Raw genomic sequence first — 22746 nt, 5'->3', positions numbered from 1 at the left:
CCCGCGATGGCGTCAGTGGCGGTAAAAGCGTTCCTTCTGTCCCTGGCGGACGAGGCGCAGCCACTCCAGGAAGGCCTTGGGGTCGCGCTTGGTGCCGAGGAAGTACAGGCCGAACCGGATGATCTCGAGCATGCCGATCTTGCGCAGACCGGGTTGGGAGAGCAGGTAGCCGCGGTTGCGGTAGGTGTAGTAGCGCTTGATCTCGTTCTCCGGGTCCTGGGCGTGGAACCGGCCGCCGAGCATGGGTTTGAACTCGTCGGAGCCGTCGGGGTGCAGGTAGACCGCGCGCAGGCAGGTGCCGAACGGCAGGCCGGAGCGGACCAGGCGGCGGTGCACCTCGACCTCGTCACCGCGGAAGAACAGCCGGTAGTCCGGCACGCCCACGACGTCCAAAGTGGACGCTCGGAACAGCGCGCCGTTGAACAGCGAGGCGATCCCGGGCAGGAAGTCGTCGCCGAGCTCGGCCGCGCTGCGCTTCCAGGTCAGGCCGCGGCGCAGCGGGAAGGCCAGCCGCTCCGGCGTCTCGATGTTGGCCACCACCGGGGAGATCTCCGCCAGCCCCCGCGCGGACGCCTCGCCAAGCAGGGTCTCCAGCACGGTCTCGTCGGCCGGCCGGCCGTCGTCGTCGGCGCACCACACCCACTCCGCGCCCAGCGCGAGCGCGTGCAGCATGCCGAGCGCGAAGCCGCCGGCCCCGCCCAGGTTGCGGTGCGACGCCAGGTAGGTCGACGGCACCGGGCAGGACTCGACGATGTCGCGCGCCGGCTCGTCCGGCCCGTTGTCCACCACGACCAGATGGTCGGGCGGCCGGGTCTGGGTGGAGATCATCTTCAGGGAGCCGGCGAGCAGCTCGCGCCGGTGCCGGGTGACGACCACGGCCACCACGGCGTCGGCGGGCAACCGCTCCTGCCCACCCATCAGGAGTCGCCGCTGTTCGTCAGCACCGGCTGCGGCGGGTCCAGATGGGCGAACGGGTCCCGGCCCTTGTACGCCGTGAGCACCTCTCGCAGCGAGCCGCGCATCTTCATGTGCCCTTCGTCCATCCAGATCGCCGTGTCACACAGCTCGAACAATAGGTCGTCCTGGTGCGAAGCGAACACCAACATGCCGGAACGCTTGACCAGATCCACCAGCCGGTCCCGCGCCTTGTTCAGGAACGCGGCGTCCACCGCGCCGATGCCCTCGTCCAGCAGCAGGATCTCCGGATCGATCGACGTCACCACGCCAAGCGCCAGGCGCACCCGCATGCCGGTCGAGTAGGTGCGTAGCGGCATCTGCAGGTAGTCGCCGAGCTCGGTGAACTCCGCGATGTCGTCCACCCGCTTGGACATCTGCTTGCGGGTCATGCCGAGGAACATCCCGCGGATCATGATGTTCTCGTAGCCGGAGATCTCCGGGTCCATGCCGACGCCAAGGTCGAACACCGGCGCCACCCGGCCGACGATCCGCGACGAGCCCCTCGTCGGCTCGTAGATGCCGGCCAGCACGCGCAGCAGCGTCGACTTGCCCGCCCCGTTGTGGCCGACCAGGCCGACCCGGTCGCCCTCCTTGAGCGAAAGGGAGATGTCGCGCAGCGCCTCGATGATCGGCACCCGGCTCTCCGTGCCGATCTTGCCGCCCACCTTGCCAAGCACCTTCTTCTTCAACGACCGGGTCTTGGCGTCGAAGATCGGAAAGTCGACCGAGGCGTTCCAGACGTCGATGCTGACCATGTAGCGAAGCCTCACTCAGACCCAGTAGGACACACGAGAACGGTAGTTCCGCAGCACGAGCAACGCTAATCCCCAACCCACGACGGTCAGGCCGCCGACCACCGCCCAGTGGTGCCAGCTCTGCACCCCGCCGATCAGCGGCGCCCGCAGGATCTCGATGTAGTGGTAGAGCGGGTTGAGCTCGGCGATCAGAATCCGCCAGTCGCTGGTGGCCGCACCGAACTTGCTGGTCAGGATGTCCGTGGTCCACACGATGGGGGTCATGAAGAACAGCAGGTTGGTCAGTGCGTTGATCACCGGCGGGATGTCCCGGAACCGGGTGCTGATCACGCCGAACAGCAGTGAGACCCACACCCCGTTCAACGCGAGCAGCGCGAACGCGGGGATCGCCAACACGATGCTCCAGCTCAGGCCCGGCTGCGGGATCCCGCCCTCGCTGAGCACGTAGCCCGGGGTCGCCAGGTCGCTCCAGAAGATGGCCACGACGACCAGGTACACCAGCAGGTTGTGGGCGAACAGCAGCACCTGCCGCCAGGCCGTCCGGAACGAGTACAGCGTCAGCGGCGCTGGCAGGTGCCGGATCAGGCCCTCGTTGGCGATGAACGTCTCGGTGCCCTCGACCAGGCAGCCCAGCATGAACTGCCACACGATGAAGCCGACCGTGATGTACGGCAGGAAGGTGCCCACCGACGCGCCGAACAGCTGGGAGTAGAGCAGCCCGAGCGCGATCGCGGTGATCGCCATGCTGAGCGTGATCCACAGCGGCCCGATGACCGAGCGCCGGTAGCGCTGCTTGATGTCCTGCCACCCGAGGTGGCTCCACAGCTCCCGCTCCCGCATGCCGCCGCGGATGTCGGCGAGCGCGCGCGCGAAGGTGCGCGCGGTGGCCGGAATCGGTTCCGCGGGGATCGGTGCTTCGGCTGTGCTGATTGCTGGCACGGCTAGCCAGCGTACCGACGGCCGGCCGCGGGCCCCGCGCTCGGGGGCCCCACCCTCATAGGCCGGTGATCTGCACGACGACCTGCTCGTTGTCCCAGGTGTAGGCCCGGTAGCTGAACTGGATGCCGGTGCGCTCGACGTACTCGCGCCATGCCTTGTACTCGTGCTCCTGCCAGCCGGGGTAGTTGAAGAACTCGTCGAACACGATGACGCTGCCCTCCCGCAGCCGCGGGCCGGCCAGGTCCAGCACGGTCTTGGCCGAGCTGTACAGATCCCCGTCCACGTGCAGGAAGTCCACCGGGCCGGCGTGCGATTCCAGGAAACCGGGCAGCGTGTCTTCGAACAGACCGACGACGAGCTCGGCGCCGGGCACGTCCGGCAGCCCGTCGACGGAGAACGTGCCGGCCGGGTAGCCGGCCCGCCAGTCGGCCGGCAGGCCCTGGAAGGAGTCGAAGCCGTAGACCTCCTTCCCGCCCCGGGCCGACGAGATGATCTTCAACGTGGTGCCGCTGAACACGCCGAACTCCAGCGCCATCCCGCCCTCCGGGGCGAGCGACAGCCCGTACTCGAGGGTCTGGTGCGGGTGCCGGCAATGCTGCGCGGAGACCATGTGCTCGCGGGCGAACTCGCTGGCCTCGCGCGCGGCGTTGTGCTCACCGGCGAAGACGATGTCCCTGCGGATGCGCATCTCGAGGTCGTGCACCCGGTCGACCGTCCGGTTGGTCAGCAGGTGCACCTCGTCCCGGAGCTTGCTGATCTGCTCCTCGAGGTACTTCGTCTGCTCGACTTGGTGCCGCCGGAGCACCTCGTCGACGGTGCCCGCAAGCTTGGCCTGCACGGCGCGGCGGATGCTCTTGATCCCCAACCGATCGCGCATTCGGTCGAGCACGTCGAACTCCTCTCGCAGGTGAGTCAGCGCATGATAGGCCCACCGTTCGGATCACCGGAACCACGGGCGGTGCCGCGTCGACTACCGCGGGCTCACGGCAAAGGGGCCCTGTTAACAGGGTGTTAACGATTCACAGTTGTCCTATCAACTGTGAAAAATCCAGCTCCGAAAATGCGTCATACCCTGGTGCAAGATCGCGATGGCCTCGTGTCTACTGTGGGTAGAGGGATCGCGCGACCGAGGCGGAGGTCGGGGCATGGTGGACGTCCATTGGTGGCGGTCCGAGTATGACGACCAGGTCCACGCCTTTCGCACCGAGCAGGCCAGCAAGGAATTCGGTGAGGCGCTGTGCGAGCACAGCGTGCCCAACTCCAAGATCACCTGCACCGACCAGGGCCGGCGCTGCATGGCCTGCATGCTGATGGTCGGTGACCTGCTCGCCGAGCGCTTCGACGCGACCTGGGCGTCATAGCCGCGACGTAACGGGGGTTGTGGAGGTGCCCTGAAGGCCACCTTCCCGGCGCCGACAAGTGCGCGCGAAGGTGGCCTTCAGGGCGTGGGTCTGTCAGAGGTACTGACCCGTGCCGCGAATGTTCGGGCCGTCATGGGCCTCGCCCGGATGCCCGCCGGTGCCCGGCGGCAGGCCGCGACGCATCTGCTCCAGCTGCACCCTCGCGGCCATCTGCTGGGCGAACAGCGCGGTCTGGATGCCGTGGAACAGGCCCTCCAGCCAGCCGACCAGCTGAGCCTGAGCGATCCGCAGCTCCGCGTCCGACGGCGTGCCCTCCTCGGTGAACGGCAGCGACAACCGCTCCAGCTCCTCGCGCAGCTCGGGTGCCAGGCCGTCCTCCAGCTCGACGATCGACCGCTTGTGGATCTCCCGCAGCCGGTTGCGGCTGGCCTCGTCCAGCGGTGCCGCGCGGACCTCCTCCAGCAGCTGCTTGATCATCGTGCCGATCCGCATGACCTTGGCCGGCTGCTCGATCATGTCGCCGACCTGCTCACGGTTGCCGGCATCCTCGCCCGGTCCGCCGCCGGCGCCGGGAATGCGCGCGGCGCCGACCGGTGTGCCGTCCGGTCCGACCACCACCACGTGTTGCGCCTGCTCGACCTTTCCGTCGTTGGGCTGGTTCATCTCCCTCCATCCTGACCCAGGGAACCGCGGCTCTACACAGCCACTCTACGGTGTGGTCCATGGCGTTCGACGTCGCTCGGATCCGGGGACTGTTTCCCGCACTGGGGGATGGCTGGATTCACCTCGACGCGCCCGCCGGCATGCAGGTCCCCGAGCAGGTGGCCACCGCCGTCTCCACCGCGCTGCGCGCCCCGGTCTCCGGCCCCGGCGGGGTCTTCCCGGCGTCGCAGCGGGCCGAGGCGATCGTCGACGCCGCCCGGCGTGCGGTCGCCGACCTGGTCGGCGCCGACCCGGCCGGCATCGTGCTCGGGCCCAACGCCGCGGTGCTGCTGCAGCGCCTCGCCGAGGCCCTCGGCGGCAACTGGCTGATCGGCGACGAGGTGGTCGTCTCCCGGCTCGACCACCAGGCCAACATCGCGCCGTGGCTGCGCGCGGCGCAGCGGGCCGGCGCCACGGTGCGCTGGGCCGAGATCGACATCGAGACCTGCGAGCTGCCCGCGTGGCAGTACGAAAGCCTGGTTTCGCACCGCACCAAGGCGGTCGCGGTCACCGCCGCGTCCGGCACGGTCGGCACCCGGCCGGACATCAACAAGATCGCCTCGGTGGCCCACGCGGCCGGCGCGCTCGTCGTCCTGGACGCCACCTCGGCCGCGCCGTTCGTGCCGCTGGACATCGCCGCGCTGGGCGTGGACGTGATCGCCGTGTCCGCCACCGCGTGGGGCGGCCCCACGGTCGGCGCGCTGGCCTTCGCCGACCCGGCCCTGCTCGACCGGCTGCCGGCCTGCTCGCTGGACCCCAACACCAGCGGCCCGGACCGGCTCGAGCTTGGCCCGCACGCCTACCCGCTGCTCGCCGGGCTGGTCGCGTCCGTCGACTACCTGGCCGTCCTGGACGACGCCGCGTCCGGCACCCGGCGCCAGCGGCTGCACACCTCGATCAGCTCGGCCAAGGCCTACCAGGCCGGGCTGCTCGCCAAGCTGGTCACCGAGCTGCGCGGGCTGTCCGACGTGACGGTGATCGGCGACGCCATGCGCCGGATCCCGGCGCTGGCGTTCACCGTGGCCGACGTCAAGGCGGCCAAGGCCGTCGTGCACCTGGCCGACCGGGGCATCTGCGCGTTCGCCGACGAGACCCGCAGCGGCGTGTTCGCCGCGCTCGGGGTGGCCGAGGTCGGCGGCGCGGTGCGGATCGGGCTGGCGCACTACACCACGGCGGCCGAGATCGACCAGCTCGTCGACGCGGTGGCCGACCTGATCGCCTAGCGGACCTTGAGCACCACCTTGCCGAACGGCGCGCCCTCCTCCAGCAGCCGGTGCGCGTCGGCGGCCTGCTGGATCGGCAGCACCTCGTGCACGACCGGCCGCACCTCGCCGGTCTCGATCAGCGGCCAGAGGTGCTCAACGACCTCGGCGACGATCACGCCCTTCTCCGCCACCGGCCGGTAGCGCAGCCCGGTCGCGGTCACGCTGGCGCACTTGCCGAGCATCGCGCGCAGATCGAGCTCGCCCTTGCCGCCGCCCTGCATCCCGATCACCACCAGCCGGCCGTGCCTGGCCAGCACCGCGAGGTTGCGGTCGAGGTAGGCCGCGCCCATGTTGTCCAGCACGACATCGGCGCCGCGGTCGCCGGTCGCCGCCCGCACCTCGGCCACGAAGTCCTGCTCCCGGTAGTTCACCAGCACGTCGGCGCCCAGCTCGGCGCACCGGGCCAGCCGGTCGCCGGAGCCCGCGGTCACCGCCACCATGGCGCCCACCGCCTTGCCCACCTGGATGGCGTGCGTGCCGACCCCGCCGGCGCCGCCGTGCACCAGCAGCACCTCGCCGACCGACAGCCGAGCGGTCATCACCACGTTCGACCAGACCGTGCAGGCCACCTCCGGCAGGCTCGCCGCGGTCACCAGGTCCACCCCGGACGGCACCGGCATGAGCTGCGCCGCTGGCGCCGCGACCCGCTCGGCGTACCCGCCCCCGGCGAGCAGCGCGCACACCGGCTCACCCACCTCCCAGCCGGTCACGCCCTCGCCGAGCGCGGCGACCGTGCCGGAGCACTCCAGCCCGATGACGTCGCTCGCGCCGGGCGGTGGCGGGTAGACGCCCTTGCGCTGCAACAGGTCTGCCCGGTTCACTGCGCTGGCCGCGACGTCGATGAGCACCTGGCCGGGACCCGGCTCAGGCTCGTCGTGCTCGGACCACTCGAGGACGTCCGGACCACCGGGTTCGCGCATCGTGATCGCGTGCATGGCACGACCCTAGCGAGGGTCCGGACGGCCGAATCCGGATAACAGTACGAACGGGGGTATTGACCAGGTGCGACCATCCGGTAAGGGTGTCTTCGCCGGATTGTGACGATCGAGATCGGGGCGGTCGGCGCCCGGCGTCCATCCCGTCAGGTAAGGGGAACTACATGCCGTCCGCCAGTACAACGCGGAGAACGGTCGTCGCCTTGGCCGCGGTCGCCGCCGGTCTCGCGTTCACCTCGACTCCCGCGTCACCCGCGCCGCAAGCCGCAACGGATCTTCCGGACGGGCCGGCCCTCGCCCGGAACCTGGTGCGCAAAGTGACCGTCAGCGCGATCAACCGTCACCTCATCGCGCTGCAGCGCTTCACGGACCGCAACGGGGGCAACCGGGCCGCGGGGACCAACGGGCACGTCGAGTCGGCCGAGTACGTCGCCGGCAAGCTGGAGGCCGCCGGGTTCGTGGTGACCCGCCAGGAGTTTCCGTTCACCTTCGACCAGACGCTCGCCCAGTCGCTGAGCGTCGCCGGCACCGCCGTGCCGATCAGCCGGATGACCTACAGCCCGTCGACGCCGACCGGCGGCATCACCGCGCCGCTCGCCGTGGTCCCGGTCGACGACACGCCGGGCTGCGAGGCGTCCGACTACACCGGCGTCGACGTCACCGGCAAGATCGCGCTGATCAAGCGGGGCGGCTGCACATTCCTGCTGAAGTCGCAGCTGGCCGCCGACGCGGGCGCGGTCGGCGCGGTCATCTACAACAACGTGCCGGGCGCGCTGGCCGGAACGCTCGGCGACCCGGCGGCCGTGCGCATCCCGACCGGCGGCATCACGCTCGCCGACGGCGAGGCGCTTGCCACCCGGAACGGCGCGGCCACCACGCTGGAGCTGCGCGGCACCACCGAACCCCGCACCACGTACAACGTGATCGCCGAGACGCAGACCGGGCGGCACGACAACGTCGTGATGGCTGGCGCGCACCTGGACAGCGTCACCGCAGGCGGCGGGATCAACGACAACGGCTCGGGCAGCGCGGCGCTGCTGGAGACCGCGCTGCAGCTGGGCAGCTCGCCGCGGGTCAACAACGCGCTGCGGTTCGCCTGGTGGGGCGCGGAGGAGCTGGGCTTGATCGGCTCCAACTTCTACGTCGACTCGCTGGACTTCGAGGAGCAGCTCAACATCGCGCTGTACCTCAACTTCGACATGATCGCCTCGCCGAACGCGGCGTACTTCGTCTACGACGGCGACAACTCCGACGGCGTCGGCGCCGGCCCCGGCCCGTTCGGCTCGGCGCAGATCGAGAGCGCGTTCGTCGAGTTCCTCGACGCGGCAGGCATTCCGACCGAGGGCACGGACTTCACCGGCCGCTCGGACTACGGCAGGTTCATCGCCGTTGGCATCCCGGCCGGCGGCCTGTTCACCGGCGCCGAGGGCATCAAGACGCCTGCCCAGGCCGACAAGTGGGGCGGCGCGGCCAACGTCGCGTACGACCCGTGCTACCACGCCGCGTGTGACAACCTGGGCAACCTCGACCGGGTCGCCCTCGACCGCAACGCCGACGCCATGGCGTGGGTGGCCGCGTCCTACGGGATCAGCACCGAGGACGTCAACGGGATCCCGCCGGACGCCTCGGCCGCGACCGTGGCCAAGTCCAAGGCCAACGCCTCGAAGGCCCGCTTCACCTCGCTGATGCGGACCATGAGCGCGGACGCGACGGCCACCGCGGCCCACGCGCCGCACGCCTTCTGCGATCACGTGGTCGCCGAGTAGCCCGCTGACCGAAACGCCCTCCGCACGGACACCGTGCGGAGGGCGTTTCGGTTCGTGCGCCCTAGGGAGCGTCCTCAAAGTCGGTGAGTGTGACCTGGTTTGATCTTGTGTCGTGGTGCGCAGGCATGAGTTAACCGATGAGCAGTGGGCTGTGATCGAGCCATTGTTGCCGCTCTCAGGTGCGAAGGGGCGTCCTCGGGTGGGTGACCGTCGGGTGATCAACGGGATGCTCTACAAGGCCAAGACCGGGATCGCCTGGCGGGATCTGCCGGAACGGTATGGGCCGTGGAAGACGATCTACAACCGATTCTGGCGCTGGTCGCGCAATGGCACCCTCACCATGCTTGTGCGCAAGGTCCGGGTGATCGCAGAAGCGATCGACGAACTCGATCGAGAGGTCTCGGTCGATTCCTCGATCGTGCGCGCGCACCAGCACGCCGCGGGCGCTCACCGGTCCCGGCCGTACACAGGGGGTGAACGGGTCTTGGTTCGGGCAGACCGAGCCAGATGATCATGCTATCGGTCGGTCGCGTGGCGGACCCACTACCAAGATCCATCTCGCCTGCGACGGTCACGGTCGGCCGTTGTCGGTGGTGTTGACCGGCGGGAACGTCAACGACTGCACCCGCTTCGCGCAGGTCCTGGCCGGTGTCCGGTTCGAGCGATCCGGTCCGGGCCGACCTGGCACTCGTCCGGACCGGGTGCTGGCGGACAAGGGCTACTCCAGCAAAGCGATCCGCACCTACCTGCGCAGACGTCACATCCCAGCGACTATCCCCGAACGCCGCGACCAACGCGCCAACCGCGCCCGGCGCGGCTCCAAGGGCGGCAGGCCACCCGCCTTCGACAAGACCGCATACCGCCGCCGCAACATCGTCGAACGCTGCTTCCAACGCCTCAAACAATTCCGTGCGATCGCCACCCGATACGACAAGACAGCCCTGTCCTACCAAGCCATGATCGACCTGGCCACCCTCACCATCTGGCTTTGAGGACGCTCCCTAGCCCAGGTTGCTGGTGTCGAACGTGTTGCAGGAGTTGGGTTCGCCGCTGTCCAGCCCGGTGCGGAACCACTTCTCGCGCTGCTCGGAGGTGCCGTGGGTGAACTGGCTCGGGTCCACCTGGCCGCCGCCCAGCTCGCGCTGGATGTAGTCGTCGCCGATCCGGGACGCGGTGTCCAGCGCGCGGGTGATGTCGTCCTGGCTGATCGACTTGATCAGCGGGCGGCCGCTCTTGTTCACCGGGGTGGTGGTGGCGTGATTGGCCCACACGCCCGCGTAGCAGTCGGCCTGCAGCTCAAGGCGAACCGAGTCGGAGGTCGGCCCGCTGCCCTCGCGCACCCGGTTCGAGGTGCCGAGCAGGTTCTGCACGTGGTGGCCGTACTCGTGGGCCAGCACGTAGGCCTCGGCGAACGTGCCGCCCTGGGCGCCGAACCTGGTCTGCAGCTCCCGGAAGAACGACAGGTCGATGTAGACCTCCGAATCGGCCGGGCAGTAGAACGGCCCGACGTCCGACGTCGCGCTGCCGCACCCGGTCCGCACCCCGCCGGTGAAGAAGTTGGTCTGCGCCTCCCTGTAGGTCAGGTTCGACCGGGCGAACTCGTCCTGCCAGTAGGCCTGGATCGAGTTGATGATCGCGACGATCGCGCAGTCGTGGTTGGTGTTGGCGTCCTTGCCGGTGCGGCACTCGTTGGCCAGGTCGGAGTTGTTGACCTGCTCCCCGTTGCCGACGTCCCCGGTGGACAGCGGCACGCCGCCGCCGACGCCGCCGAGCTGGGACAGCACGAAGTAGATGATCAGGCCGACGATGCTCAGCCCGCCGCCGCCGATCGCGACCCGACCGCCGAGGCCGCCGCCGGCCCCGCGCTGGTCCTGTACCTGTGAGGTATCCAGCGATACGTCTTCATCGAACTCCACGGGTCAAACCTTAGGGCAGAAAAGAGCCTGGGTGCGGTGCCGCCGTAGGCACACGCACCCAGGTCCTGTGACACTCTCGCGGTGGCCAACCGGTCGCACCGGGCTGGCGTGGACACCCACCGGGCACGTCCGAGACGCCGCCCGAAGCGGGTTCAACATCGTCGACGCGCACGAGATGTGCGTTCACTACGCACACGTGCACCCGGATACCCGGTTGCCTGCCGCTCACAATCGCGACTGGGCCGATGCTGTCGGCTCAGCCGCGGGGTTGCGGCCACCGGTCGGCCACCACGGCACAGCGTTGTCTGAAGTGGGTCCTGCCACGGCATCACCTGACCCTCTCTCGACGCGGCCGGTGCGACGGGACGGTCCGGGCTGGCGCGCCCTGCTCGCATCGGGCCTGCCTCGGTTCAAATATGCTCCTCGATCCCGGTCAGGACAAGCCGCACGACCGTCCTGAACTGGTGAAATCCACGGACACCGTCCGAAGCGGACATTCCAATGTGCTCGCCGCGCCGGCCCCCGGTCGGGTATCTGGGAGAAACCTGTGGGTGAACGCATAGCCTTGTCACGTGACCTCCGCAGGATCCGAGCCCCGGTGGCTCACACCCGGCGAGATGCGGGCGTGGCGCGCCTACATCATGGGTACCGAGCTGATGCGCCAGCAGCTGCATCGCGAGCTGCAGGAGGCGCACGGGATGACCATCGCCGACTACGAGGTCCTGGTCCAGCTGTCCGAGCGGGACGGTCGGCGGATGCGGATGAGCCAGTTGGCCGGCCGCGTCGCGTCGTCCAAGAGCCGCCTGTCCCACCAGATCTCCCGCATGGAGAAGGCCGGCCTTGTCCGCCGCGTCGAATGCCTCGACGACGCCCGCGGGGTCATGGCCGAGCTCACCGAGAAGGGCATGGCCCGCCTCCGCGCCGCCGCCCCCACCCACGTGGCCGGCGTCCGCGAGCACCTCATCGACCTACTCTCCGGCGAGGAGCAGGCCATCCTCGCCACCATGTTCGAACGCGTCCTCAAACACCTCGACGAGCTCCCCACCCCACCCCGCTACCCTTGACCCCCCAGGAGGCGTGGCAGAGCGGCCGATTGCACCTGTCTTGAAAACAGGAGACCCTTCACCGGGTCCGGGGGTTCAAATCCCTCCGCCTCCGCGCTCGAGGTCCGTGGGCGGGCCTGTTGGTCAGGGCTTGGCTTCGGGGAGGGGTGGGGGTTGGCGGGGGCGGAAGCGGCCTTGGTCGAGGAGCTCCTGCAGGGTGTCGATGACGCTGCCGGGGATGGTGTCCTGGTTCCAGGCGGCGCCGCATTGGCGGCACAGGATGGACAGCTTGGGCGCGTCGAGCTCGCCGAGCAGGGCGTCCCTGGGATGGGAGCATGCCGAGGCGGGGAGCCACAAATTGTTCACGGTCATCGCCGCCTCGGCGGGAATAGTCCGTCAGCGGTGGAGCGTCGACCACGCCGCCATCCACGGTGCGCCGGTCGGGGCGCTGTGAGCAGCGTTTTCAGGCTACGGGCCCCCACGTCGGCCGGCACGGTCGTCGCGCCTCCTCGTCGCTTGCACCGGGAATAATCGTAGGGCAAGATTATTCTTGTTGTCGAGCACTGGGGTTGCGGGGGTGCACGATGGACAGCTGCGAGCGGATCGCGAGCGTTGCCGCCTTCCCCCGCGGTGCCTGGCGGGCGGCCGCGTCGTGCGGCCCCAACGGGGGCAACTGCGTCGAGGTGAACCTTGGTGTGCCGGGACTTGCCGGTGTCCGGGACGGCAAGTCGACCGGTCCGGCGCTGGTCTTCGACAGCGTGGGATGGGAAGCGTTCATGGACGCGGCGAGGTCGGCGCGGTTCGATCGCGCCTAACGCCTAACGCCTAACGCCTAACGACTTCGACCGCGGTCGGCGATTATTCTCTGTGCGGAGCATGCCTGGCCGGCGCCGGCCATGCTCGTCGGAGCGGTCCGAGTGCGGAATGCATTACATTGACGCCACCCGTCGATACCTGGAGTGAAGAGCGGAGACCCGTGTCCAGCACGGTCACGTCGCGGCGCCGGCAGCTCGGCAACGAGATCCGCCGCGCCAGGGTGGCGGCCGGGATGACCCAGCAGGAAGTCGCCGCGCTGCTCGGCTGCGGGCAGGCGAAGATCAACAAGATCGAGAACGGCGCCGTCTCGGTCAAGCTGTCCGACCTCAGGCAGATGCTCGAGGCCTTCGGCACCAGCAAGACCGAGGCCGACATGATGACGGCGCTGGCCCGCACGAGTGGCCAGCGGGGCCAGTGGTCCGGGTACCGATCGGCGGTGCCGCACTGGTTCCGCACCTTCACCGACCTCGAGCCCGCGGCCTCGGAGATCCTCAGCTGGCACGGCGAACGCATACCGGGACCGCTTCAGTCCGAGCACTACATGCTCAAGCAGTTCAGCGAGGCCAGGGCGACCGATGTGACCGCGCTGGTGCGCAACCGGTTGGAGCGCAAGCAAGTCTTCGAGCTCAAGCGCCCGCCCTTCTATCGCTTCATTCTCGGTGAGGCCGCGTTTCGCCGGATGCCGGGCGGCCCGAGCCCGTCGGTGGCACTCGACCAGGTCCAGCACCTGCTCGAGCTCGAGAAGTCCTACCCGCGGACGTTCATCCACGTTCTCCCGTTCGACACCCGGCTCTCGTTCGTTCCCAACGACTTCACGATCATGCGGTTCTCGGACGCCACGAGGGACTTCGTCTTCATCGAGCATGCGGCCGGGGGTACCTACATCGACGACGAGGGTGACTTCGAGCTGTTCGTCGACGCCTGGGACCGGCTGCGCGGCGCGGCGCTCGAGCGCAACGAGACCGCCGAGTTCCTGGAGAAGCTCGCCCAGGATCTCCGGGCCCAGGTGCAGGTGTGACGATGCGTAGGCAAGACGAGTCCGGGGTGAAAGGGATCAGCACGTGACCGAATCCGAGCAGGACCCGTTTCCGCCCCAGGGAGTTGACCTCGACCGCCCCAGCGTCGCCCGGGTGTACGACTGGTATCTCGGCGGAACCGCGAACTGGGCGATCGACCGCGAATTCGGCGAGCGGGTCCTGGCCGCGTTCCCGCTGCTCCGGCCGATCGCCATCGCGAACCGGCTGTACCTGCACCGGGTGGTGCGGCACCTGGTCCGCCTCGGGGTCCGGCAGTTCATCGACATCGGCTCCGGGGTGCCCACCATGGGCAACACCCATCAGGTGGCCGACGAGATCGCACCCGACTCGAAGGTCGTGTACGTCGACAACGAACCGGTCGCGGTGGCGCATTCTCAGGTGCTGCTCGAGCAGCACGGCGACCCCAAGCGGCATGCGGCGATCAACGCCGACCTGCGCAACCCGGATCGGCTGTGGCAGCGGGTGATCGAGACCGGCGTGATCGACCTCGACGAGCCGATAGCGCTGCTGCTGATCGCGGTGCTGCACGTCCAGCAACCCGGTCCGGACGGCGTCGACGTCGGCCCACGCGCGGTCGCCCGCTACCGGGAACTGCTTCCCCCCGGGTCGTACCTTGCCGTGTCCCACATCACCGACGAGGACGTGCCCGACGACATCGCCGACAAGCTGGTCGAGCTCAAGCGGATGTACGACACCTCGAGCAGCCCGGTGATCTGGCGTTCCCACGCGGAGATCCGGGAGCTGCTCGGAAACTTCGACTTGGTTCCCCCTGGCATGGGGTGGACCCCGGACTGGCACCCGGAGGAGACCGGCCCGACCTCGCCCGTGATCGAGTTCGACCGGCCCAACGAGGCCGTGATCTGGGCCGGTGTCGGCCGCAAGCCCTAGTCCGAGCGCTTCGGTTGGTAGTGCAGCACGGTGATTCCGCAGTCGAAGGACTGCGCGTTGACCAGGCGCAGGTGCCGGGGGCCGCCGACGTCGGGGAATACCGGCAGCCCGGCGCCGATCGCGACCGGGTTGACGAACAGGTGCAGCTCGTCGAGCAGGTCCTTGGCGATCAGGTTCGACGCCAGCGTGCTGCCGCCGTAGGTGATGATGTCGCCGCCGGGCTCCGACTTGAGCCGGTGCACCGTCTCGGCGAGGTCGCCGCCGGCCACGGTGGCGTTGTCCCAGGGGGATTCGGTGAGGCTGTCGGAGATCACCACCTTGGGCGTGTTGTTCATCCAGTCGATGGACTCCTGGTCCTCGCCCTCGGGCCCGGCCGCCCATGCCGGGATGAATCCCTCGGCGAGCTTGCGGCCCAGCACGATGAGGTCGACCGATTCACCCAGAGCGGTGGTGTAGGCCTCGATGTCGTCGGTCCACGGGAACGTGGTCCAGTCCATCTCGCCGTTCGGGCCGCCCATGTAGCCGTCCACCGTGATCTGGACCTGAAGCTTGAACGTGCGCACGACGTGCCTCCTCCTACCGGTTTCTCGCGGCGATTCTGGCCCGAACCTCCGGGCGGCGCAGCGGCGGAACGGTGGTTGGCGGCTGGCGGCGGGCGGGCAGCTCGGCGAGCAGCCGGGTGGTCACGGCGGCCACCTCGGCCACCGCGGCCTCGAACGCGTCCCTGGTGGCGTCGGAGACCGACTGGACGCCGCTGACCTTGCGCACGTACTGCCGGGCCGCCGCCTCGATCTCCTCGGCGGTGGCCGGCGGCTCCAGCCCACGCAGCGTGGTGATGTTTCGGCACATGGATCCCAGCCTAGGCCGCCAGGCGCCGGCGTGTTTGTGCCCGTTCAGGCCGGCTATCCGTGCGGCATGGCCGACACGAACCTTCCGCCGCAGCAGCAGGAACCGCCGGGTGAGACCGGGGCGATGCGCCCGCAGCCGCGGGACTCGATGGACGACTACACCGGGCGCGGGCTGCTTGCCGGCCGCCGCGCGTTGATCACCGGCGGCGACTCGGGAATCGGCCGGGCGGTGGCCGTCGGCTTCGCCAAGGAGGGGGCCAGCGTCGCGATCGCGTACCTGTCCGAGCACGAGGACGCCGAGCGGACCGCGGATCTGGTCCGGGCGACCGGGCGGGACTGCGTGCTGCTGCCCGGCGACCTCGGGGACGCGGCGCACTGCCGCGACGTCGTCGAGCAGACCGTGCATCATCTGCACGGGCTCGACGTGCTGGTGAACAACGTCGCCATGCAACGGCCGGTCGACTCGCCCGAGGAGCTCACCGAGGAGCAGTGGCTGCGCACGTTCGAGGTGAACCTGCACAGCTACTTCCGGGTGACCGCGGCCGCGCTTCCGTTTCTCGGCAAGGACGCGGCGATCATCAACACCGCTTCGGTGAACGGGCTGCGCGGGCACAAGCAGCTGATCGACTACTCGGCCACGAAGGGCGCCATCATCGCGTGGACGTACTCGATGGCGCAGGCATTGGCGGAGCGGGGAATCCGGGTGAACTGCGTGGCCCCGGGTCCGGTGTGGACGCCGTTGATACCGTCCACTTTCGACCCGGGGCACGTCGAGAAGTTCGGGGAACGGACTCCGCTCGGGCGGCCGGCCCAGCCGGACGAGATCGCTCCGACCTACATCTTCCTTGCCGCCGAACGGATGTCCTCCTACTACACCGGCGAGGTCCTTGCCCCGCTTGGCGGGGAGACCCTGCCGGGTTGACGGTTACTGCTGCTCGAAGCGCTGGCGAGTCTCGTGCATCTCGGCCTCGGCACGGGCCTTCTCGGCCTGCGCCTCGCGCCCGGCGGCCTCCCGCTGGGACGCGGCCTTGTCCTGCTGCGCCTCGCCCTCACGCTCCTTGGACCGGTCACCGCTCAGGGCGCCGACGGCCTCCTTGACCTTGCCCTTGAGGTCCTCGACGACACCCTTCACGCCCTCGGCGGGGCCAGTGTGCCGCTCAGTCATTGGCGTTGCCTCCACTCTTATCGTGGTTACGTTCAGTGGCATACCCACGGGACCACGTCTTAATCGGCAACGCACCGTCGGTGCTCGGACCGGCTCCGTGACCAGGCGAGCAACCGTTCGATGACAGGTCATCCGGAGGCTATGCACGGGCCACTATGGGAAGGCAGGATGCAACCCGTTGTGCACAGCCCGGTGCGATGGAGGCGAATCGTGTCCCGTCTGAAGTCCCTGCTCCGCCACGCCGTGGCGCCCGCGCTCGCCGGTGGGTTTCTGCTCGCGGTGCCGCTGGTGTCCGTGCCGTCGACCCCGGCACCGGAGAAGTGGACGCCGCTGTCACCGGTGCTGGTCAGCTACGACGAGTCGGCGCGAGGATCGGTCGCCAAGGGTCGCATCCTGTCGTTCAACGACTTCCACGGCGCGCTCGAGCCTCCGGTGGGCAGCGGCGGCCTGGTCAACGGCAACCCGGCGGGTGGGGTGGAGTACCTGGCCACGCACGTCAAGCGGCTGCGCGCGGCCGGCGAGGCCAACGGCGAGAAGGTGATCACCGCGGGCGCCGGCGACATGATCGGGGCCACCCCGCTGATCAGCGCCGCGTTCCACGACGAGCCGAGCATCGAGGCGCTGTCCCAGCTCGGCCTGCAGGTCACGTCGGTCGGCAACCACGAGTTCGACGAAGGCGTGACCGAGCTCAAGCGGATGCAGCGCGGCGGTTGCCACCCCACCGACGGCTGCCAGGACGGCGACGGCTTCGAAGGGGCCGACTTCCGCTACCTGTCGGCGAACGTGGTGGACAAGCAGACCCGGCTGCCGATCCTGCCGCCGGTCGACATCCGCATCGTGCAGGGCGTCCCGGTCGGCTTCGTCGGCATGACGCTCAAGGGCACGCCCAGCATCGTCAACCCCGCCGGCATCCAGACCGTCGACTTCCTCGACGAGATCCAGACCGCGAACTCCTACGCCGAGCTGCTGCGCTGGCTGGGCATCAAGTCGCTGGTGCTGCTGATCCACGAGGGCGGGGCGCAGAACCCGCCGCCCACGCCGCAGGATCCGTCCAGCTGCGCCAACTTCGCCGGCCCGATCACCGACATCGTGGCCGGGCTGCGGCCCGAGTACGGGCTGGTGGTCTCCGGCCACACGCACCGCTTCTACAGCTGCGCGCTGCCGAACTCCTCCGGCGCCAACTCCGTCGTCACCAGCGCCGGCTCCAACGGCACGCTGATCACCGACATCGGCTTCACGCTGGACCGGCGCACCAAGAAGTTCACCAGCATCGCCGCCCGCAACGTGATCGTCGAGAACGGCGTCCGCCTCCCCGACGGCTCCTGGGCGCGCGACGCCGCCGGCAACTTCATCCGCAACCCCGACCTGGTCGACCCGGACGCCAAGGTGCTCGTCGACAAGTACCGCACCGCGGTCGCCCCGATCGCCAACCGCGTGGTCGGCCGGATCACCTCCGACATCACCCGCGCCACCACCGCCGCCGGCGAGAGCGCGCTGGGGGACGTGATCGCCGACGCCCAGCTCGCCTACACCCGGTCGGTCGGCGCGCAGATCGCCCTGATGAACCCGGGCGGTATCCGCGCCGACCTCAGCTTCGCCTTCTCCCCCGGCGGCGAGGCGCCGGGCGAGGTCACCTACGGCGAGGGCTTCACCGTGCAGCCGTTCAACAACCTGGTCGTCACCCAGACCTTCACCGGCGCTCAGCTCAAGGAGGTCCTCGAGCAGCAGTTCGTCGGCTTCGCCGGGCAAACCGTCCAACGGATCCTGCAGATCTCCGCCGGCTTCGCGGTGTCCTACGACAGCACAAGGGCCGCCGGCGACAGGATCACCGCGATGTCCCTCGACGGCACCCCGATCGACCCGGCCGCGAGCTACCGGGTCACCAGCAACGACTTCCTTGCCAACGGCGGCGACGGCTTCACAAGGCTCACGGCCGGCGCCGACCGCGTCACCGCCCCCGGCTTCGACATCGACGCGCTGGTGGCCCACCTCGGCGCCGGCGCCCCCGTGGCCCCCGGCCCGCAGAACAGGATCACCAAGGTCGGCTGACTCATACGATTGGAGCCCATCCGAGCCACACTGTCAGCGTGACCATGTGGCCGACCTGCGAGGTCGAGGCCTGCGCCGGCGTCAAGGCCAAGGGGTTCGATCGCTGCCTCGGTCACCTGAGCGGTGACCAGCTCGAGCAGTTCCTGGATGCGCTGCAGCCAAAGGCTGATCTCGACGCCCGGGGAACAACCGTCACCGCAAGCCTGCTGGCCCAGCTGATACCAGCTCTCGGGGAGTTCGGGCACCTGGACTTCACCAAGGCTCAATTCGAAGACGTGGAAGAAGTTGAGCTGCTGGGTGACCGGCTCACCTTGGACCGCGCCAAGTTCGCGCGCTGGGTGCACATCGGTGGTCGGGCCGACTATGTGTCGTGCGTGGGAACCCAGTTCGTCGGCGGTGTGCGGCTGCAGGTCAGCTACGCCGCCGTCGACGCGTCCGAGGCCACCTTCGGCGACACCTCCATGATCGCGACAAGTCACCGCTACGCACCGTGGCCGCGAGGCGGCAAATGGGACAGAGAATGGGAGGAGAGGTTCGCTGGGACGGGCGTCAGGCTGTTTTCCTTGCGCGGCTGTGATGTCAGAAATCTCGTACTGGTCAATGTGGACCTGAGCTGGTGCCTGTTCGCCGGCGCCCACCGGCTGGACCAGCTTCGCCTCGAGGGACGTTGCCGGTTCAACACCGAGCGTGCTCACTGGTGGTGGACGCGGCGCCAGAAGTTGGCCGAGGAGTATCTGTCGTTCACCCAACAGCAGCACCCGCACCTCGGGGTACCGGTTGCGGCTGGGCCGGCCCGGGTCGCCGGGCTGTACCGGTCGTTGCGTAAAGCCTTTGAGGACAGCAAGAACGAGGCCGGCGCCGGCGACTTCTACTACGGCGAGATGGAGATGCGCCGCCAGTCGCCGGCGACGCCGTTATCGGAGCGGTGGATCCTCACCGCTTACTGGCTGCTGTCCGGTTACGGCCAGCGCGCCGCGCGGGCGCTCGCGGCGCTCGTCGTGGTCATCGCCACGGTGTCGGTGCTGCTGTTCACCGTCGGGCTGCCCGGCGAGCCCGTGTGGGCGGGCCCGAGGGTGGAGCAGTCGGCGCGGATCGCGTTGGGGGCGGTGGTGTTGCGGGATGCGGGGCAGCAGCTGACCTCGGCGGGTAGTTGGACCGTCATGGTCGCCCGGGTCGTCGGGCCGGTGTTGTTGGCGCTCGCCGTGCTGGCCGTGCGGGCGCGGGTCAAGCGGTGAGGTCCTCCGGGGGTTCGGTGAGCGGGAGGCGGACCTGGAAGCGGGTGTCACCCGGCCGCGAGACCACCCGGAGGTCGCCGCGGTGACGGTTGACCACGATCCGCCAGGAGACGTCCAGGCCCAGGCCGGTGCCTTCGCCGACGTCCTTGGTGGTGAAGAAGGGTTCGAAGATCTGGTCGCGGATCTTGTCGGGGACGCCGGGGCCGGTGTCGCAGATCTCGACGAGGACGGACTGGTCGTCGAGCGCGGTGCGGATGGTGAGGGTGCCGGCGGCGCCCATCGCGTCGAGGGCGTTGTCGATGAGGTTGGTCCAGACCTGGTTGAGCTCGGCGGGGTAGGCGGGGATCTGCGGCAGGCTGCGGTCGTAGTCCTTGACGACGCGGATGCCGTCGGCGAAGCGGTGGTTGAACATGACCAGAGTGGAGTTCAGGCCGTCGTGGACGTCGATCCACTGGTGCGGGGTGCGGTCGAGCTGGGAGTACTGCTTGGCGGAGTCGAGCAGCTTGGAGATGCGTGAGGTGGCGTCGCACACCTCGTTGATCAACGTCTCGGTCTCCACGGTGTAGCCGAGCCAGTGGATGGCGCCGACCAGGTGCTCGATGTCCACTTCGGACTCGAGGCGTTCCAGGTCCGCGATCGTCACGCCGCCGCCGACGAAGATGGGGGCGAGGTCCCAGCCGTTGGGCACGTCATGCGAGTCGAGCCAGTCGCCGAGCTCGTCCTCCCGGTCGGAGGCGTCCAAAGGGGACAGTGGCTCCAGCGTTGTCATGCGGGCGACGATCTCCTCCTGGATCGCGGTGAGCCGCTTGAGCTGGACGGCGTCCAGATCGGACCCGGCGAGGACGGCCAGCTTGTGCCGCATGCCGGCGACCCGCTCGCGCAGCGCCTCGGTGGCCCGGCTGGCGGCGGCCGCGGGGTTGTTGAGCTCGTGGGTCAGCCCGGCGGTCAGCCGGCCGAGGGCCAGCAGGCGCTCGCGCTGGCCGATCACCGACGCCCGGTTGCGGCCGCCGAGCACCACGCCGGCGAGCAGGTGCGCGGCCATCGGGAACCACTTCCGGAACTGCTTGCCGAACTCGTCGGCGGGCAGCACCAGGAAGGTGCAGTCGGTGACGGCCCTGGTCGAGCCGCCGTAGCGCGGGTTCTCCTCCCCGAGGTAGAACTGCACCGACCCGGTGTACGCGCCGCGGTAGTCGGACCGGGTGATCTCCACAGACTGCCCGCGGACCAGCCGGCTCATCGACAGCGTGCCGGACAGCAGCACGTAGAACCCGGTCGCCGGCTCGCCCTCGGTGGTCACCATGGTGCCAGCCGGAAACTCCTCGACCCGGCCGGTCTCGGCCACCCAGGCGAGCTGCTCGTCGGTCAGGTCGGCGAACAGGAACAGCTCGCGCAGCTCGTCCGGGGTCATCGGTCCTCCAGGTAGCGGTGCACGAGGGTGACGGCCATGGCGCCCTCGCCGACGGCCGAGGCGACCCGCTTGACCGACTCGGCCCGCACGTCGCCGGCCACGAACACGCCGGGCACGCTGGACTCGAGGTAGTACGGGTCGCGGTTGAGCGGCCAGCCGGGCGGGCGACTGCCGTCGAGGAGCAGGTCCGGGCCGGTGCGGATGAAACCCCGCTCGTCACGGGCGATGTCCGTGCACAGCCAGTCGGTGCGCGGGGCCGCGCCGATGAAGATGAACAGGTGTCCGGTGTGGACGGTCTCGGAGCCGTCCGGCCCGCGCAGGGTCAGCTTCTCCAGGTGGTCGGCGCCGTGTACCTGCTCGATCTCGGTGCCGGTGCGCACCTCGATGTTCTTGATGTCCTCGAGCTGCTCGATCAGGTAGTGCGACATGGAGCTGCGCAACGACGATCCGCGGACCACGAGCGTGACCCGCCTTGCGTGCCGGGAGAAGAACACCGCCGCCTGCCCGGCGGAGTTGGCGCCACCGACGATGTAGACGTCCTCGCCCGCGCACTCCGGCGCCTCGGTCATGGCCGAGCCGTAGTACACGCCGCGCCCGGTGAGGTCGTCGATGCCGGGAGCGTCCAACCTGCGGTAGTCCACCCCGGTGGCCAGGATCACCGAGTGCGCGGCCAGCTCGGAGCCGTCGCCGAACTGGATCACCCGGGCCGAGCCGCGGACGGCCAGCCCGGTCACGTCCCGCGTGGTGAGGATCTCCGCGCCGAACTTGCTGGCCTGCCGGCGAGCCCGGTCGGTCAGCTGCGCGCCGGAGACGCCGTCCGGGAAGCCGAGGTAGTTCTCGATCCGCGAGCTCTGCCCGGCCTGGCCACCGGTCGCCCGCCGCTCGACCAGCACCGTGCGCAGCCCCTCGGACGCGCCGTACACCGCGGCGCCGAGCCCGGCCGGCCCGGCGCCGACCACCACCAGGTCGTAGAAGTCCCGGGTGGGCGTGGTGGACAGGCCGACGGCGGCGGCGATCTCCGTCTCGCTCGGGGCGCGCAGCACCGTGCCGTCCGAGGTGATCACCACGGGCACGTCGGTCTCGGTGGCGCCGGCCGCGTCCAGCAGCCGCCGTCCCTCCGGCTCCTCGACGCTGTACCAGCGGTACGGCACGGCGTTGCGGGCGAGGAAGTCCCTTGCCGTGTAGCAGCCGGCCGACCAGCGGTGCCCGACCACCTTGATCTCGGTGACCGGGGTCTCGCCCACCGCCCGCCAGGTCTCGACCAGCGCGTCGACCACCGGGTAGAGCTTCTCCTCCGGCGGGTTCCACGGCTTGAGTAGGTAGTGGTCCACGTCCACCAGGTTGATCGCCTGGATGGCCGCGTCGGTGTCGGCGTACGCGGTCAGCAGCGCCCGCCGGGCCCGCGGGAACAGGTCCATGGCCTGCTCGAGGAACTCGATGCCGTTCATCTGCGGCATCCGGTAGTCGGCGAGCATCGCGGCCACCGGCTCGCCGCGCAGCTTGAGCTCGCGCAGCGCCTCCAGCGCCGCCGGTCCGGACTCCGCGCGCACCACGCGGTAGTCCTCGCCGTAGCGCCGGCGCAGGTCCCTCGCCACGGCGCGAGAGACCGCCTGGTCGTCGTCCACTGTGAGCAGTACGGGTTTCGGCACGATGCCGACGGT

Annotated in this window: 23 protein-coding genes, 1 tRNA gene and 1 pseudogene; 12 read left to right on the top strand and 13 right to left on the bottom strand. The window is 69.5% G+C overall.

Features of this window, described 5'->3' with window-relative positions:
* Nucleotides 1–12: 12 nt before the first annotated feature.
* The 4 genes from VGX25_RS00850 to VGX25_RS00835 form a co-directional block, all read right to left on the bottom strand.
* Nucleotides 13–918 carry a glycosyltransferase family 2 protein gene (locus VGX25_RS00850; protein ID WP_326915544.1) on the bottom strand — a complete coding sequence of 302 codons (906 nt, stop codon included), beginning with the start codon at nt 916–918 and terminating at the stop codon, nt 13–15.
* On the bottom strand, nt 918–1712 hold the full coding sequence (locus VGX25_RS00845; RefSeq protein WP_326915543.1) for an ABC transporter ATP-binding protein: 795 nt from the start codon (nt 1710–1712) through the stop codon (nt 918–920). The genes VGX25_RS00850 and VGX25_RS00845 overlap by 1 nt, the downstream gene beginning before the upstream one ends.
* Before the next feature lie 15 nt (nt 1713–1727).
* Nucleotides 1728–2552, bottom strand: a complete 825-nt coding sequence (locus VGX25_RS00840; RefSeq protein ID WP_326915579.1) for an ABC transporter permease — start codon at nt 2550–2552, stop codon at nt 1728–1730.
* A 154-nt stretch (nt 2553–2706) separates the two neighbouring features.
* Entirely contained in the window at nt 2707–3540 is an 834-nt protein-coding gene (locus tag VGX25_RS00835) for a class I SAM-dependent methyltransferase (RefSeq protein ID WP_326915542.1), read from the bottom strand.
* A 256-nt stretch (nt 3541–3796) separates the two neighbouring features.
* Here VGX25_RS00835 and VGX25_RS00830 point away from each other — a divergent pair, with 256 nt between their 5' ends.
* On the top strand, nt 3797–4012 hold the full coding sequence (locus VGX25_RS00830) for a hypothetical protein (protein ID WP_326915541.1): 216 nt from the start codon (nt 3797–3799) through the stop codon (nt 4010–4012).
* A 93-nt stretch (nt 4013–4105) separates the two neighbouring features.
* Here VGX25_RS00830 and VGX25_RS00825 read toward each other — a convergent pair whose 3' ends face one another.
* A complete protein-coding gene (locus VGX25_RS00825) occupies nt 4106–4675 on the bottom strand; it encodes a bacterial proteasome activator family protein (RefSeq protein ID WP_326915540.1) in 570 nt (189 codons plus the stop codon).
* A 59-nt stretch (nt 4676–4734) separates the two neighbouring features.
* On the opposite strand from VGX25_RS00825, the gene VGX25_RS00820 reads away from it, so the two are divergent.
* The gene (locus tag VGX25_RS00820) at nt 4735–5937 is read left to right on the top strand and encodes a cysteine desulfurase-like protein (RefSeq protein WP_326915539.1); all 1203 of its coding nucleotides are present in this window, start codon (nt 4735–4737) and stop codon (nt 5935–5937) included.
* Here the strand turns inward: VGX25_RS00820 and VGX25_RS00815 are convergent.
* Complete coding sequence (locus VGX25_RS00815; RefSeq protein ID WP_326915538.1) at nt 5934–6914, bottom strand: NAD(P)H-quinone oxidoreductase; 981 nt, start codon at nt 6912–6914, stop codon at nt 5934–5936. The two genes, VGX25_RS00820 and VGX25_RS00815, sit on opposite strands and share 4 nt — an antisense overlap.
* Before the next feature lie 164 nt (nt 6915–7078).
* Here VGX25_RS00815 and VGX25_RS00810 point away from each other — a divergent pair, with 164 nt between their 5' ends.
* Together VGX25_RS00810 and VGX25_RS00805 are read left to right on the top strand one after the other, a co-directional pair.
* A complete protein-coding gene (locus VGX25_RS00810) occupies nt 7079–8680 on the top strand; it encodes a M28 family metallopeptidase (RefSeq protein WP_326915537.1) in 1602 nt (533 codons plus the stop codon).
* 112 nt (nt 8681–8792) lie between these two features.
* A pseudogene (locus VGX25_RS00805) lies at nt 8793–9672 on the top strand (IS5 family transposase).
* Nucleotides 9673–9681: 9 nt separating this feature from the next.
* On the opposite strand, the gene ypfJ reads toward VGX25_RS00805, so the two are convergent.
* The gene (ypfJ, locus tag VGX25_RS00800) at nt 9682–10596 is read right to left on the bottom strand and encodes a KPN_02809 family neutral zinc metallopeptidase (RefSeq protein ID WP_326915536.1); all 915 of its coding nucleotides are present in this window, start codon (nt 10594–10596) and stop codon (nt 9682–9684) included.
* A 617-nt stretch (nt 10597–11213) separates the two neighbouring features.
* Between ypfJ and VGX25_RS00795 the strand changes: the two genes are divergently transcribed.
* Nucleotides 11214–11660 (top strand): MarR family winged helix-turn-helix transcriptional regulator, encoded by a 447-nt coding sequence (locus VGX25_RS00795; RefSeq protein WP_326915578.1) that lies wholly within the window; start codon nt 11214–11216, stop codon nt 11658–11660.
* A gap of 7 nt (nt 11661–11667) precedes the next feature.
* Nucleotides 11668–11754 (top strand) — tRNA-Ser (locus VGX25_RS00790).
* Between the two features lie 29 nt (nt 11755–11783).
* Here VGX25_RS00790 and VGX25_RS00785 read toward each other — a convergent pair.
* A complete protein-coding gene (locus VGX25_RS00785) occupies nt 11784–12011 on the bottom strand; it encodes a hypothetical protein (RefSeq protein WP_326915535.1) in 228 nt (75 codons plus the stop codon).
* Nucleotides 12012–12223: 212 nt separating this feature from the next.
* On the opposite strand from VGX25_RS00785, the gene VGX25_RS00780 reads away from it, so the two are divergent.
* From VGX25_RS00780 to VGX25_RS00770, 3 genes are all read left to right on the top strand, one after another.
* On the top strand, nt 12224–12454 hold the full coding sequence (locus VGX25_RS00780) for a DUF397 domain-containing protein (protein ID WP_326915534.1): 231 nt from the start codon (nt 12224–12226) through the stop codon (nt 12452–12454).
* 161 nt (nt 12455–12615) lie between these two features.
* Entirely contained in the window at nt 12616–13473 is an 858-nt protein-coding gene (locus tag VGX25_RS00775) for a helix-turn-helix transcriptional regulator (RefSeq protein ID WP_326915533.1), read from the top strand.
* Nucleotides 13474–13516: 43 nt separating this feature from the next.
* On the top strand, nt 13517–14380 hold the full coding sequence (locus VGX25_RS00770; protein ID WP_326915532.1) for an SAM-dependent methyltransferase: 864 nt from the start codon (nt 13517–13519) through the stop codon (nt 14378–14380).
* Here the strand turns inward: VGX25_RS00770 and VGX25_RS00765 are convergent.
* Complete coding sequence (locus VGX25_RS00765) at nt 14377–14943, bottom strand: dihydrofolate reductase family protein (RefSeq protein WP_326915531.1); 567 nt, start codon at nt 14941–14943, stop codon at nt 14377–14379. The genes VGX25_RS00770 and VGX25_RS00765 overlap by 4 nt on opposite strands.
* A gap of 13 nt (nt 14944–14956) precedes the next feature.
* The gene (locus VGX25_RS00760) at nt 14957–15229 is read right to left on the bottom strand and encodes a DUF2277 domain-containing protein (RefSeq protein ID WP_326915530.1); all 273 of its coding nucleotides are present in this window, start codon (nt 15227–15229) and stop codon (nt 14957–14959) included.
* 66 nt (nt 15230–15295) lie between these two features.
* On the opposite strand from VGX25_RS00760, the gene VGX25_RS00755 reads away from it, so the two are divergent.
* Nucleotides 15296–16150: an SDR family oxidoreductase gene (locus VGX25_RS00755; RefSeq protein WP_326915529.1), complete on the top strand. Its 855-nt coding sequence runs from the start codon at nt 15296–15298 to the stop codon at nt 16148–16150.
* Between the two features lie 3 nt (nt 16151–16153).
* Here VGX25_RS00755 and VGX25_RS00750 read toward each other — a convergent pair whose 3' ends face one another.
* Nucleotides 16154–16393 (bottom strand): CsbD family protein, encoded by a 240-nt coding sequence (locus tag VGX25_RS00750; RefSeq protein ID WP_326915528.1) that lies wholly within the window; start codon nt 16391–16393, stop codon nt 16154–16156.
* A gap of 210 nt (nt 16394–16603) precedes the next feature.
* On the opposite strand from VGX25_RS00750, the gene VGX25_RS00745 reads away from it, so the two are divergent.
* Both VGX25_RS00745 and VGX25_RS00740 read left to right on the top strand, forming a co-directional pair.
* Nucleotides 16604–18442, top strand: a complete 1839-nt coding sequence (locus VGX25_RS00745; protein ID WP_326915527.1) for a bifunctional metallophosphatase/5'-nucleotidase — start codon at nt 16604–16606, stop codon at nt 18440–18442.
* Between the two features lie 38 nt (nt 18443–18480).
* Nucleotides 18481–19677, top strand: a complete 1197-nt coding sequence (locus VGX25_RS00740; RefSeq protein ID WP_326915526.1) for a hypothetical protein — start codon at nt 18481–18483, stop codon at nt 19675–19677.
* Here the strand turns inward: VGX25_RS00740 and VGX25_RS00735 are convergent.
* A complete protein-coding gene (locus VGX25_RS00735; RefSeq protein WP_326915525.1) occupies nt 19667–21085 on the bottom strand; it encodes an ATP-binding protein in 1419 nt (472 codons plus the stop codon). The two genes, VGX25_RS00740 and VGX25_RS00735, sit on opposite strands and share 11 nt — an antisense overlap.
* Entirely contained in the window at nt 21082–22734 is a 1653-nt protein-coding gene (locus tag VGX25_RS00730) for an FAD-dependent oxidoreductase (RefSeq protein ID WP_326915524.1), read from the bottom strand. The genes VGX25_RS00735 and VGX25_RS00730 overlap by 4 nt, the downstream gene beginning before the upstream one ends.
* Nucleotides 22735–22746 lie beyond the last annotated feature (12 nt).

Source organism: Actinophytocola sp., assembly GCF_035942955.1.
Classification (GTDB): Bacteria; Actinomycetota; Actinomycetes; order Mycobacteriales; family Pseudonocardiaceae; genus DASYTH01.
This window is presented reverse-complemented; position numbering and strand designations above follow the sequence as displayed.